Here is a 13,279-nt window from a genome sequence, read left to right as displayed (position 1 = left end):
GACAGCAAAGAATATGAATACCCAATTAAAAACTTTAACTGCCTCCATTGCGTTGACGCTTAGTGCATCCGCTTGGGCAGATATTAATCAAATTATTATTTCTGAATATATTGAAAATGGTTTGAATAACCGAGCAATTGAGTTAACTAATTTAGGTTCTGAAGATTATACTTTTGATGAGTCTTATTGGTTGTATCATTTCCATGCTAATGGTCGCTTTATCAACCCTATTTTTAATGCAGACAAACAGCCTATTTTAACTGGTAAAACGTTATTAGCAGGGCAAAGTTTAGTGGTTATAAATCCGGAAGCTACTGATCTGGAAACCATCAAATCTATTGTCGTTAGTAACCAAGGTAAATTGCTCAAAGCGGGAACCTTTGCTCAAATCGGTCATAATAATCTGACCTTTAATGGTAGTAGTGCCATTTTTCTTGGCAAAGCTAATTTAACTCCTGAATTTAATCAACAAGATATACATGATATTGTCGGCCCTTTGAAGCAGTATGATTGGGGGGGAGGTAGTACATTTCGTCGTGTAGATGGCGCAGTGCCAACTAACCACTACCACACTGCAAGTTGGGTTAAACTGCCCGCCGGTACTTATGATGGTTTAGGCTCACCTCAACTGGAAGAACAGTTAGAATTATTACCTCATAATGGGGGCGTTTGTGCTAATTCTAGTGCACTAGAACTAAGCATTCGTGACATTCAGGGGGTAGGTGATTTTTCTGAATTTGTTAATCCAGTTTGGAATCAGAAATATAAAGGCTATTGGAGTGATAAACCTTATCGAGTTACAGGTGTAGTTGCGCAAATTTCCAAAGGCGAAACGGACTGGCGTGGTGTTTTCTTACAAGACAAACATGCAACTGATCGAAAAGGGTCTGATGGTATTTTTGTTCGTATGAACACTAGACAGCTAGATCCGTTACCTCAAATTGGTCAAGAAATTTGTCTTGAAGCTTATATCCAAGAAAACTTTGGTATGACCCGTTTAGTTAATAAAGCTCCAGAAGAAAGAGACCGAAATATCACTGAATTTGATGTTATTGATTCAGGTCTAAGTCCTCGTGTAACAATGCTACAAGTGGATGAAACTGACTACGTTGGTGACGGTGATGAGCGTCGTTTAGATTTTAGCCGCACTCTTGAGCGCCATGAAGGAATGCTGATTAAGCTACCGAAAGACGTCAATTTGCTTGAAGAGGGAACGCAAGATATGCGTGTCACTCGTACGTTTAGTTTTGACTTCGGTTCGTTTAGACAAAATATGGTATTGGCTTATGAACGTGTCAATATGCAGCCAAACCAACTGCATGTGGCAGGCAGTGAAGCCTCTCAAGAACAAGCTAAAGAGAACCAACGCCGACGTGTCTTTGTTGAGAGTGATCGCCAAGCACCTGATGGCGAGATCCCTTATTTTCCTGAATTTAAAGACAACCCAAATCGTAAAGCCATCTTAGTTAATGATAGTGTGATGGACATTACAGGTATGCTGGTGTTTACTCGTGATGAATATCGTCTCGTGATCCCAGAGTCTGATACCACAGTAACCAATAAAAACTTCAAGCGTAACGATATCCGACGCACTAACTATCCAGAATATCAAATTAATATTGATGGGCAGTTACAGAGTTTACATCTGAATAAAATTCCAGAGAATGGTAATCAAAATCAGATTGATCGATACCGTTATCAACGTCATGAGCAAGGTCGTTTTCCGTTAGTTGTTGGTTCTAAAAACGTATTGAACTACTTCAACTCGCCTTTTGCGGGCGATCCAAACCGCCATGGTACTAACCGTGGTGCCTTTGACATGGAAGAGTTTGAGTTGCAACAAGTCAAGATAGTTGAAGCTTTGTATCGTATGGATGCAGATATCGTCGGTTTGTTGGAGATGGAAAATAACGGATTTGGTACGCGTTCAGCGATTGCCCAATTAGTGGATGATCTCAATAAAAAATACACTCGTGATCGCTATACGCATCGTCATTTCCGAGATTCGATTCATAATCGCTATAGTTTCATCGCCATCGATTCCAATAACGATTTAGTCTTTGATCATAATGATCATATTGGTACGGATGCCATTACCAACGCTATTATCTATCGTCCCAATAAAGTAACCTTGATTAATAGCCAAGTTATTGAATTACCGAATCAAAATGCACCATCAATTACCAATCCAGAAACTGGGGAAGTGTATCTAGACTCACAGGGTCGACCTATTAGTAGTGGTCGAGCTCAGCAGCGTGACGCTTTAACGGCTACTTTTATGGTTCATAATACAGGTAAGCGTTTAACGGTATCGGCTAATCACTTCAAATCCAAAGGTTCGAACTGTATTGACGATTGGCGAGGATGGGAAAGTTTCCCTAACTTTAAACCAGGTGATAGCCTACCAGACCTTGATTTCCAAGGACAGTGTGAGCATTTCCGGGTTGCCGCCGCGTATGAATTGGGTAAGCAGCTCGACAAAATTCCAGGTGATAAGGTGATTTTAGGCGACTTAAACTCTTACGCTATGGAAGATCCGATGTTAGTGCTAACCGCTAATCCAACCGGTAAAGCGCTTTATGCCGGTCAAGATACTTATATTGGTAAGCGCCCACAGTTTAGTGATTTAAGTGGTATTCGTATTGATCGTACCTTTGGTTATATTAATGCTGTACCTTATAAAGATGAGAAATTTGATCGTCCAAAGAGCTGGAGTTATTCATTTAATGATGAATTAGGTTCGCTTGACCATGCGTTGATTTCACCTTCATTACGTCATCGTTTAGTCGATGCGATTGACTGGCGTATCAACAGTATTGAATCACCGCTGTATGACTATAGTAAGCAAAATAATGGTCGTCCTCATAAAGGCAATCATTGGCAAAACTTCCATCATGATAATAATGGTCGGATGAATATCACTCATTATCGATCTTCGGATCATGATCCTGTGTTATTAGTCCTTGACTATAAAGTCGGTGAACGTGATGGTAATCAGCCAGTTGTAGTGACGATTAATAATAGTCGTATCGATATTCCATTAGCGATCCCTGCTGATGCGAAAAAAGGTGATACGGTAATGTTAACGTTTGAAGGGTTACGTGAACCGCAATTAGCGCGTATCCCACAGCCAATATTAACCAAAGACGGTCAACAAATGATCGAAGCCAGCGTGTTTGGCATTCCGGCAGGGGAATATACGCTTCACGTTCACTTAACTCGTCAAGTGATTGAAGAATCAACAGAAGTGGCGACGCGTAGTGGCGATGCTCCTAAAGTAACCCTGCAAACCGTTAAAGGAAGCTCGGTCAGCTTACCGATTAAAGTTGCTCGTCAGCAAGGATTACAGCCTGATCGCGTCATTCCAGAATATGATGGTACTGGCGGTTCAGCAGGAAGCGCGGGCTTGTTTGGATTGATGTTAATCGGCTTGGCAGGGTGGTTCCGTCGCCGTCGCTAAGTAAATAAGTTGAATTAATCAGTAATAAAAATCCGCCTTAATTGGCGGATTTTTTTATTAAGTAACCACTAAAATAAATAGCTAAGCTAATCCTTGAAGGATAACAAATTTTTCTAGCAGTTGTTCTTCGCTTTCAATGTGTTGAGGATCCGTAATAATACAGTTATTGATCGGACACACCGACTGACAGGTCGGTTGATCATAGTGTCCTTTGCACTCGGTACATAAATCTGGGTTAATCTCATAAACGTATTCCCCCATCGAAATGGCGCCGTTTGGACACTCTGGCTCACACATATCACAGTTAGTGCATTTGTCTGTGATCAATAGTGCCATGATTATTTGCCTGTTGGGTTGCGAGTATCTTGGCCGGCATTGAGGTTACGCATTAATAACGCGTATTCAAGATCTAAATCTTCAGGCATAGGAATAAACACGAAGTGACCATTACCTTTTGCATCATCAATGGCTTGCGACTTGCGGTTTTCCATCGTTTCAAGGGTAAAAATGATATTGCCTTTAGGGGTCATCAACTCAAGACTGTCACCGACACAGAACTTGTTCTTCACTTCCACTTCAACTAAATCACCTCGGCGTTTACCGGTAAACTCACCGACAAATTGCTGACTATCGGAGACAGAGTAACCATAGTCATAGTTTTGGTAGCTATCATGAGTATGACGACGTAGGAAACCTTCGGTATAGCCGCGATGCGCGAGGCTTTCTAAGGTGCCCATTAGGCTGTCATCAAACGGTCTGCCAGCGACGGCATCATCAATCGCTTTACGATACACTTGAGCCGTTCGGGCGCAGTAATAGAATGACTTAGTACGACCTTCAATTTTGAGCGAGTGAACGCCCATTTTGGTTAAACGTTCAACGTGCTGAACGGCGCGTAAGTCTTTTGAGTTCATGATATAGGTACCATGTTCATCTTCAAACGCGGCCATTTTTTCTTCAGGGCGGTGGCTTTCAGACAACAGCACGACATCATCAATCGGTTTACCTAATCCTAAGGTGTTATCGGGACGCTCTGTTTGTACTTCAATCGCTTGGGCGGCGCTTGGATCGAACTGTTCGACAATTTGCCCTGAGGCATCTTCTTGGCCTTTTTCAACTTTGTACTCCCAACGGCAAGCGTTGGTGCAAGTACCTTGGTTCGGGTCTCGTTTATTCATGTAGCCTGATAATAAACAGCGGCCCGAATAGGCCATGCACAGTGCGCCATGAACAAAGATTTCTAGCTCAGTCTCTGGGCATTGTTGGCGAATTTCTTCGATCTCTTCTAGTGATAGCTCGCGAGATAATATTACGCGTTCGACACCTTGGGTTGACCAAAACTTAACCGTTGCCCAGTTAACCGCATTAGCTTGGACTGACAAATGAATCGCCATCTCAGGAAACGCTTCACGTACCATCATGATCAGGCCGGGATCGGACATAATTAATGCATCCGGTCCCATGTCGATAACCGGTTTTAAATCGCGAATAAAGGTTTTTAATTTTGAGTTGTGTGGCTGAATATTACACACCACATAGAATTTTTTACCCAGTGCATGCGCTTCGTTAATGCCGATTTGCAGATTTTCGTGGTTAAACTCGTTATTACGTACGCGTAGGCTGTAACGCGGTTGGCCGGCATAAACAGCATCTGCGCCGTAAGCAAAGGCATAACGCATATTTTTTAGACTACCGGCAGGTGACAGTAGCTCAGGGACGAAAGGGGATGTTGTACTCATTATTAGCTTCTCAATCTGATTTCAAGTCAGGCCAATACCACCTCATGGTATTGGAAAGGGCGCAAATTTTACGTCAAAAGGTAAGCGGTGACCATACTCTTTTTCAGGTTATTATTCCTTGGCGTCTTGGTCTTGTCGTGGAAGGATGAAGAGAAAGGATTCAGGCTGGAGATGCCAGCCTGAATAGGCCGTTAGGCGTCGTTTGACGGTAAGCCGCCTAATACGTCAAATAAGTTAGGTAATAGAGCAGAAAATTCACCACACATTAATGATAAATCCGCATCGAATCGCGCCGCTTGGTCTTCTCTTGGAATATCTTCGTTTTGATCTTTGAGCTCATCACTAAATGCCAAACGCTTTAAGCTGCAATCGTCGGCCAGAATAAAACTGATCCGGTCTTGCCAGTTGAGAGCTAACTTAGTCACCACTTTATTAGCGGCAATATGACTGATGATTTCATCACTGGTCAGCTCTTGCTTTTTACAACGGATGGTTGCGCCATCTTCTAAGGTGGATTTTAACTCCGCTTCTTCTAAGAGTGTAAAGCCTTGTGGTACGTTGCCGTCCTTGACCCATTGAGTCAATGTGGTTTCGACCGCCACTTCAGGAATTGCTGGCACGACGGGTAAGCTACCCATGGTTTTGCGCAGCAGAGCCAGAACATCTTCCGCTTTTTTATAGCTACTGGCATCGACTAGAATCAACCCTTCTTTAGGCATAATGAGCACGTAGGTGTAATGGTTACGACTGAAGGCTCGCGGCAGCAAATCAATCATGACTTCTTCTTTTAAGGTCTCTTTCTCTTTTTTCTTTAGCGGTCGCCCTTCTTGTGTCTCAATGGTGTCGACTTTGGCATTGAGTGACTCTTTGATCACCGATGCCGGGAGCATTTTTTCTTCTTTTTTGGCGCAAATCAGTATTCGTCCATCACTAACGTGCGTCATCATATCGCCATGTTTACCAAGGGCATGCACCCAGCCAAACTTCTGTTTGTCTTGACTAGAGCAAGGGCTAAAACGAAATTCCGTTAGTTGAGTTTCCAGTTGATCCGCATTAAAGGGAATATCACGATTGACGCGATACACCATACAATTTTTAAACCACATAGTGCGCTTCTTTTGGTTGTTCACAATTCGTCTATGATAGGGGAATTGACGATTAATGTCTTATACTCTTACGACACGAAATGACGATTGGTTAGCGGAGTTTGGTCACGCTAATCACCTCGTAAACCGTACACAAGCGTGAACTTTATATGAAAATTAGTTTGCAAAGGTCACAAAAGTGTCATAATTATTTCCCATAATGCATAGCGTTGATTAATAACAAAGGTTATTCAATTATGTCTAGAAGGATTCTGGTCGTTGAGGATGAAGCACCCATTCGTGAAATGTTGTGTTTTGTGCTTGAACAAAAAGGCTATCAAGCAGTGGAAGCTGAAGATTATGATAGCGCGGTGACTAAGCTCGCTGAACCTTTCCCCGATCTTGTTCTGCTCGATTGGATGTTACCCGGTGGCAGTGGGATTAACTTTATCAAACACATGAAACGTGAAGAGTTAACGCGTAACATTCCGATTGTCATGCTGACCGCTCGGGGTGAAGAAGAAGATAAAGTTCGTGGTTTAGAAGTGGGAGCGGATGATTACATTACCAAACCGTTTTCACCTAAAGAGTTGATTGCGCGTTTAAAAGCGGTTATTCGCCGTGTTACTCCTACCTCATTAGAAGATGTCATTGACGTGCAAGGTTTAAAATTGGATCCCGTATCTCACCGAGTGACCGCGGATGATGTCGCGCTAGAGATGGGGCCAACCGAATTTAAGATGCTGCACTTTTTTATGACTCACCAAGAGCGCGTATACAGTCGAGAGCAACTGCTGAATAATATTTGGGGTACCAACGTCTATGTCGAAGATCGTACAGTGGATGTGCACATTCGCCGATTACGTAAAGCTTTAGAAGACGCTGGACATGATAAGCTGATTCAAACCGTGCGTGGGGCAGGCTACCGGTTTTCAACTAAAGCTTAAGTAGGCCCGTTGTGGAGTATTATGGTTGAACGATTAACTTGGAAAAAGCTGGCCTGGGAGCTGGCTTTTTTTTACCTTCCCTGGCTGATTGTTGGCTGGGTATTTGGGCATATGCCTTGGTTACTGCTAGCCGCAACGGTATTGCAGCTGGTTTGGCATTTACATAATCAAGTACGATTTTCGGCTTGGTTGTGGGATGAAAAGCGCTTAACGCCGCCTTCTGGTTCTGGGAATTGGGAATCGCTGTTTAATGGTATTTATCGTTTGCAGCAACGACAACGTAAAAAGCGTAAAGAGCTTACCAACTTAATTCGCCGCTTTCGTAATGGTGCAGAATCGTTACCTGATGCAGTGGTGGTGTTTCGCGCAGAAGGCAATATCGTTTGGTGTAACCGCTTAGCCCAGCATTTGTTGGGATTTCGTTGGCCAGATGATGCGGGACAACCGATTTCTAATTTGATTCGCACGCCAGGTTTTATCAATTATCTGCAGAAAAATGATTTTTCAGAACCATTAACTATGCATTCGCCACTGAATGTTGATCGCGCTTTAGAGCTGCGTATTGTGCCATACACAGAAGGTGAACATTTAATGGTGGTGCGTGATGTAACTCAGGTGAAACAGCTTGAAGGCATGAGACGAAACTTTTTTGCTAATGTATCCCATGAATTACGCACACCAATGACGGTACTGCAAGGGTACCTAGAAATGACTGAAGATCCTGATCTGTTACTGGGGCCGATGTGGCCGAAAGCACACGGCGTTATGACCGAGCAGTTGAATCGGATGTCGAGTTTGGTTAATCAATTACTCACTTTATCGAAAATTGAGGCTTCGCCTATTCATGAATTGGATGAAGTCGTTGACGTACCAGCTATGCTTGAAGTGTTAGAAAAAGAGGCTTTGAGCTTAAGTGGTGAGCAGGCTCATCAGATTCGTTTTAGTGTTGATAAACAGCTTAAAGTTTTCGCCGATGAAGACCAACTGCGTAGTGCTATTTCTAATTTAGTCTATAACGCGGTGAAATATACTCCAGCGGGGGCGAGCATTCATGTTCGCTGGCAGAATACTGAAAAAGGGGCACTGTTTGAGGTTGAAGACAGTGGGGAGGGGATTGCTGCTCAGCATTTACATCGTTTAACTGAGCGTTTTTATCGGGTTGATAAAGCGCGCTCACGAGATACCGGTGGTAGCGGTTTGGGGTTAGCGATTGTCAAACATGCACTTTCTCATCATGATAGCCATTTGGATATTCGTAGTGAAATTGGCGTTGGGAGCTGTTTCTCGTTTGTGTTACCAAAGCGTTTGGTGGTGAAATGCAATTAATACGTTGCTTGATGGTGATGCTCGTGAGTTTTCCGATTAGATCAGGATGGGCGCAATCGCTCACTGATTATCATCGGGTACCGGGTATATCGGGGAGTGTTCTTTCTGTGGGCTCGGATACTCTTGCCGGGCTTACCACTCTTTGGGCTGAAGCATTTAATGAGCTGTATCCCAATGTTAATGCTCAAGTACAAGCGTCAGGTTCATCGACTGCACCTCCTGCCTTAACGGAAGAAACCGCACAATTTGGCTCGATGAGTCGGCCTATGCGTCTACGAGAGATTGAAGCGTTTGAACGCACCCATGGCTACAAGCCGACTGAGTTACGGATTGCGATTGATGCGATTGGCGTGTTTGCTCATCGAGATAATCCCATCGAGGGGTTAAATTTTACTGAGCTCGATCAGATTTTTTCAGCAACATTACGTTGTGGAGCAACGCAATCGATTGAGCGTTGGTCGCAATTAGGGCTGGAATACTCGTGGGCACAGCGACGTATGCAGTTGTTTGGACGCAATTCGGTCTCTGGAACGTACGGTTACTTTAAGCAAACGGCACTGTGTGGCGGTGATTTTAAAGCTCGAGTCAATCAACAGCCGGGTTCAGCCTCTGTGGTGCAGTCGGTCGCGTCATCACTCAATGCGTTAGGGTATTCAGGGGTCGGCTATCGTGTATCAGGAGTGAAACTTGTCCCAATCGCGCGTCAAGGCCGAGATTATGTCTACCCCTCACACGATAATATTTTGTCTGGTGCGTATCCGTTATCCCGTTATCTGTACTTGTACGTCAATAAACATCCTGGGCGACCACTAATGCCGCTGGAAAGAGAGTTTGTGCGTTTTATCTTTTCTAAGCAGGGGCAAGAGCTGGTCGGTAAAGAAGGCTACTTACCCATTTCTGCTGAGGTGGCTCGTCAAGAGTTAGCGAAAGTGGGCATTGAGTGATCGTATTGATCCCGCTTGATTTAAAACGTTAACGTCCAACCAACTTTATGCCAATAGGCTTGTTCACTGAGTAAATCGATGTGCAACAGTTTATTGTTTTCAAGCCAATCCTGATCATGACAAGTTAACTGCCAATGCTCATCTTTGGCACTTAAGCGAATTTCGGGGAGTGGATCATCATTGCGCTGCCCATTTAGGACAATCGCTAGTCGTAATACACGGATAAGGCCGATGATGTGTTTTTTCTTGTAGAGATAGAAATCGCTCATTTCTCCAAGTTTTAGTGCTTTACGTTGAAAACGAACCAGTGTGGCGAGCACTCTTTGTTGTTCACTATTAAAACCTGGCATATTGGTGTGCTGTAAAATGTAAGCTGAGTGACGATGAAATGCTTGTAAGCTGATGCTAAGTCCTACTTCGTGGAGTAGCGCGGCCCATTCTAGCAGGGCAAATAAGTCACTGCTGGCTTTGAGTCCTAACTCGTCGCTTACTTGACTCAAAAACTCCTTGGCGTAACCTTTCACTTTTGCTGCATGCTCTAAATCAACAAAGTGTTTAACCGCTAAATTTTCAGTGGTACGTAAGCGGATATCGTCGTATTTGAACCTATCTTCCATTTCATACAGTAAACCTTCGCGCAATGCGCCATCGGAGAAATGCATTTCTTTGATTTTTAATGCGTTAAAGACTCCAGCTAGGATAGCTACTCCCGCAGGAAAAACGGCTTTACGATCATCGGTCAGTCCGGTTAATTGAATGTCCGCAATCTGGTTAGACTCGCACAGTTTATCGACTAGCTTATGCAATCGTTCTTGAGTAATCACGCCATCGTCGTAGCCTAAACCGATCAATACTTCATGAATGGCTTTGACGGTACCGGATGAGCCAAATGCGCGCTGCCAGCCTTTTTTACGGTATTTACTGGCCATGGACTCAAGCTTTTGCTCCGCCGATAAAATGGCTTGAGCAAATTTTTTCTTCGACAGTTTATCATTAGGAAAAAAGCGTTCAGTGTAACTGACACAGCCCATCTGTTTGCTGTTTACCAGCTCCGCCTCAAAGCCTTTGCCGATGATCAGCTCTGTACTTCCACCGCCAATATCTACCACTAACATAGAGTCTGCTTGCGGTTGAGTATGAGCAACGCCCAGATAAATTAATCGCGCCTCTTCACTACCGGGAATAATTTCGATAGGGAAAGGCATTACTTCTAACGCACGTTGCAAAAAAAGGTGGGCGTTATTGGCTTGACGTAAGGTGTGGGTGGCCGCGATACGGACATTCTCAACTTTGAATCCTTGCAATCGCTCAGCAAACATGGCTAAACAGGCTAAGCCTCGCTCAATGGAGGCGTGATCCAGGTTTTTTTGTTCGTCTAAGCCTAATGCTAAATGCACCCGTTGTTTATGGCGGCTGATCAGTTGCAAATCTTGTTCGACGACTTTCGCGACTACCATGTGGAAGCTATTAGAGCCAAGATCTATCGCGGCGATTTCTCGGCTGGTCGATTCGCTGTTTTCTGGAGAAGCGCTCTCAGAGTGGGTTTTCATTTAGCTCAATATTTCCTTTGTGCTTACGGGTTTCTTTTTCTATTTGTTTAAGGTAGTCGTAAATCGCCAATTGCGAACGTATTTTTTTCCGGTTGCCCCGTTTCACGTAACGGTTACTCATCTCTTTATCGATGACTCGAGCTTTGACGGTATCGGTAAACTGAAGATGAATAATATCGATAATCCGTTTTTTTAAACGTGGACTTCGAATTGGCGTAGTGACTTCAATTCGATGGTCGAGGTTACGTGTCATCCAGTCGGCCGAAGAGATATAGACTAAAGGGTCGCCATCGTTATGGGTGATCAGTACCCGAGGATGCTCTAAGAAACGATCAACAATACTAATGACACTAATATTATCACTGACACCGGCAATACCTGGGACTAATGAACACATGCCACGAATGATCATTTTTATTTTAACGCCTGCACTGCTTGCACCATAGAGTTTATTTATCATGCCTTTATCAACCAAATTATTCACTTTAACCATGATTTCGGCTTTTTTACCGCTACGGGCATTGGCAATCTCACTATCAATTAACCGATACAGTTGGGTACGGCTATTTCGCGGCGAAACCAATAAGTGAGTAAATTTAACGGGGCGGAATGGATTTTCAATATACGCAAACACATTACGCACTTCATTGGTGATTTCGTGGTCGGCGGTTAATAAAGAAAAATCGGTGTAAATTCGTGCAGTTTTTTCATGGAAATTTCCCGTCCCAATATGTGCATAGCGCACTAATTCAGTCTCTTCTCGACGAGTGATCAACAGTAACTTGGCATGAATTTTCATTCCTGGGATACCAAAAATTACGTCAACACCCGCTTCAGTGAGGATCCGGGACCATTCAATATTGGCTTCTTCATCGAAACGCGCTTGTAGCTCGACCACCACGACAACACGTTTTCCGTTATGTACGGCATCGATTAATGAGTTCATTAGCTTAGAGTTTTTAGCGACCCGATAAATGTTGATTTTAATACTGATGACTTTGGGGTCAAACGAGGCTTGGCGGACCAACTCGGTGATGTGTTCAAAACTGTGGTATGGGTAGTGGAGTAAGACATCTTGGCCACGAATGGCATCAAAGGCATTCAAATAGCCCTCAAAATCAGCACATTTCAGAGGTGGTAACGCACGGTTTTCTAAATAGTCACGGCCTACATTGGGGAAGGCGATAAAGTCTTTAAAGTTGTGATAACGACCACCGGGAAGCAGACTATCATAATAAGAAATTTTGAGTTTTTCACACAAGAATGTCAGCATGGGTTCCGGCATATCATGCTCGTAGATAAAACGTACGGGCATGGCGGTGAGTCGCTGACTTAAGCCTTCTGATAACTGTTCAAGTAAACTGTACTCAACTTCACGGCGTAAATCGTATTCTGCATCTCGGGTCATTTTGATAGCGAAGCCGTGCAGCGTGTCGTAATCAAAAAAGCCACGGAAAATATCATCTAAACAGTAACGAATGATGTTATCGAGCAGAATGATGGTTTTTCTTCCTTTGCCTTTTTGCTCTGGTAGCATGACAAAACGAGGGAGATGATCGGTTGGGATCTCAATGAGGGCATAGCTTGATCGTTGCTCTTTTTTGAGTTCAACGGCAATGTACGCATATTCATCTTTAAGAAATTGCAAGACATCAATATCATCACGCAGCAGTAGTGGCGTAATATGGGGTAATACTTCTTTATAAAAATACTTAACGATCCACTTTTGTTGCATGGCATCGAGTTGCGTTTCATTGACCAAAAAAATTCGTCGACGGGCCATCTCGACAATTAGCTCACTGTATAAGCGATCAAAATCTTGATTGAGTTTAAACGCTTTGCTCTGCATTTTACTTAGTAGATGCTTGGAGCTATCTTTTACGCCTTGTTCACGATTGATCAAAATCCGTCGTTTGACATCAGCGAAACGGACTTTATAGAACTCATCTAAGTTATTAGAAAAAATACCTAAAAAACGAATTCTCTCAATTAAAGGCACCGTTTTATCTGCCGCTTCTTGTAACACGCGCTCATTAAACGAAAGCCAACTTAACTCTTTGTCAATGTACAACTTTTCAGTACTCATGGATTCCTTTCTTTCTCTTAAGCTCGAAAACCTTGCTCAGCTTAAAGCGTCGGTTTTCGCCATGCTTATTGATTGTCTGGTTTATATTTTACTTCGCTTCAGTCACATGGTTTATCTCTGTTCACTCGTACCAACGGGGTAG

At 43.4% G+C, this 13,279-nt stretch carries 9 protein-coding genes; 4 read left to right on the top strand and 5 right to left on the bottom strand.

What is annotated here, in order from left to right:
• Nucleotides 1-13 precede the first annotated feature (13 nt).
• Nucleotides 14-3,460, top strand: coding sequence for an ExeM/NucH family extracellular endonuclease (locus AACS00_RS12080; RefSeq protein ID WP_110167575.1), 3,447 nt, complete (start codon nt 14-16; stop codon nt 3,458-3,460).
• Between the two features lie 81 nt (nt 3,461-3,541).
• Here the strand turns inward: AACS00_RS12080 and AACS00_RS12075 are convergent, their stop codons facing one another.
• The 3 genes from AACS00_RS12075 to rdgC form a co-directional block, all read right to left on the bottom strand.
• Nucleotides 3,542-3,796 (bottom strand): YfhL family 4Fe-4S dicluster ferredoxin, encoded by a 255-nt coding sequence (locus tag AACS00_RS12075; RefSeq protein ID WP_040904656.1) that lies wholly within the window; start codon nt 3,794-3,796, stop codon nt 3,542-3,544.
• A gap of 2 nt (nt 3,797-3,798) precedes the next feature.
• Nucleotides 3,799-5,199 carry a prephenate-dependent tRNA uridine(34) hydroxylase TrhP gene (gene trhP, locus AACS00_RS12070; protein WP_110167574.1) on the bottom strand — a complete coding sequence of 467 codons (1,401 nt, stop codon included), beginning with the start codon at nt 5,197-5,199 and terminating at the stop codon, nt 3,799-3,801.
• A 191-nt stretch (nt 5,200-5,390) separates the two neighbouring features.
• Nucleotides 5,391-6,305, bottom strand: a complete 915-nt coding sequence (gene rdgC / locus AACS00_RS12065) for a recombination-associated protein RdgC (protein WP_110167573.1) — start codon at nt 6,303-6,305, stop codon at nt 5,391-5,393.
• A 236-nt stretch (nt 6,306-6,541) separates the two neighbouring features.
• Between rdgC and phoB the strand changes: the two genes are divergently transcribed.
• Genes phoB through AACS00_RS12050 form a run of 3 tightly spaced genes read left to right on the top strand, consistent with a single transcriptional unit; the run spans nt 6,542 to nt 9,501 of the window.
• Complete coding sequence (phoB, locus tag AACS00_RS12060) at nt 6,542-7,231, top strand: phosphate regulon transcriptional regulator PhoB (protein ID WP_110167572.1); 690 nt, start codon at nt 6,542-6,544, stop codon at nt 7,229-7,231.
• Nucleotides 7,232-7,252: 21 nt separating this feature from the next.
• The gene (gene phoR / locus AACS00_RS12055; protein WP_072668791.1) at nt 7,253-8,557 is read left to right on the top strand and encodes a phosphate regulon sensor histidine kinase PhoR; all 1,305 of its coding nucleotides are present in this window, start codon (nt 7,253-7,255) and stop codon (nt 8,555-8,557) included.
• Between the two features lie 17 nt (nt 8,558-8,574).
• Nucleotides 8,575-9,501, top strand: coding sequence for a PstS family phosphate ABC transporter substrate-binding protein (locus AACS00_RS12050; protein ID WP_375152956.1), 927 nt, complete (start codon nt 8,575-8,577; stop codon nt 9,499-9,501).
• 20 nt (nt 9,502-9,521) lie between these two features.
• Here AACS00_RS12050 and ppx read toward each other — a convergent pair whose 3' ends face one another.
• Both ppx and ppk1 read right to left on the bottom strand, forming a co-directional pair.
• Nucleotides 9,522-11,051 carry an exopolyphosphatase gene (gene ppx / locus AACS00_RS12045; RefSeq protein ID WP_072668790.1) on the bottom strand — a complete coding sequence of 510 codons (1,530 nt, stop codon included), beginning with the start codon at nt 11,049-11,051 and terminating at the stop codon, nt 9,522-9,524.
• Nucleotides 11,035-13,137, bottom strand: a complete 2,103-nt coding sequence (gene ppk1, locus AACS00_RS12040) for a polyphosphate kinase 1 (RefSeq protein ID WP_110167570.1) — start codon at nt 13,135-13,137, stop codon at nt 11,035-11,037. Before ppk1 ends, ppx begins: the two co-directional genes overlap by 17 nt.
• Nucleotides 13,138-13,279: the final 142 nt, after the last annotated feature.

The sequence above is a fragment of the Vibrio sp. 11986-1-5 genome (assembly GCF_963878025.1).
Taxonomy (GTDB): Bacteria; Pseudomonadota; Gammaproteobacteria; order Enterobacterales; family Vibrionaceae; genus Vibrio; species Vibrio injensis.
This window is presented reverse-complemented; position numbering and strand designations above follow the sequence as displayed.

What these genes read in the sequence shown, in the direction of transcription:
- AACS00_RS12080 (WP_110167575.1), top strand. Translation starts at nt 14, where the DNA reads ATGAATACCCAATTAAAAACTTTAACTGCCTCCATTGCGTTGACGCTT.
- AACS00_RS12075 (WP_040904656.1), bottom strand. Translation starts at nt 3,796, where the DNA reads ATGGCACTATTGATCACAGACAAATGCACTAACTGTGATATGTGTGAG.
- trhP (WP_110167574.1), bottom strand. Translation starts at nt 5,199, where the DNA reads ATGAGTACAACATCCCCTTTCGTCCCTGAGCTACTGTCACCTGCCGGT.
- rdgC (WP_110167573.1), bottom strand. Translation starts at nt 6,305, where the DNA reads ATGTGGTTTAAAAATTGTATGGTGTATCGCGTCAATCGTGATATTCCC.
- phoB (WP_110167572.1), top strand. Translation starts at nt 6,542, where the DNA reads ATGTCTAGAAGGATTCTGGTCGTTGAGGATGAAGCACCCATTCGTGAA.
- phoR (WP_072668791.1), top strand. Translation starts at nt 7,253, where the DNA reads ATGGTTGAACGATTAACTTGGAAAAAGCTGGCCTGGGAGCTGGCTTTT.
- AACS00_RS12050 (WP_375152956.1), top strand. Translation starts at nt 8,575, where the DNA reads ATGCTCGTGAGTTTTCCGATTAGATCAGGATGGGCGCAATCGCTCACT.
- ppx (WP_072668790.1), bottom strand. Translation starts at nt 11,051, where the DNA reads ATGAAAACCCACTCTGAGAGCGCTTCTCCAGAAAACAGCGAATCGACC.
- ppk1 (WP_110167570.1), bottom strand. Translation starts at nt 13,137, where the DNA reads ATGAGTACTGAAAAGTTGTACATTGACAAAGAGTTAAGTTGGCTTTCG.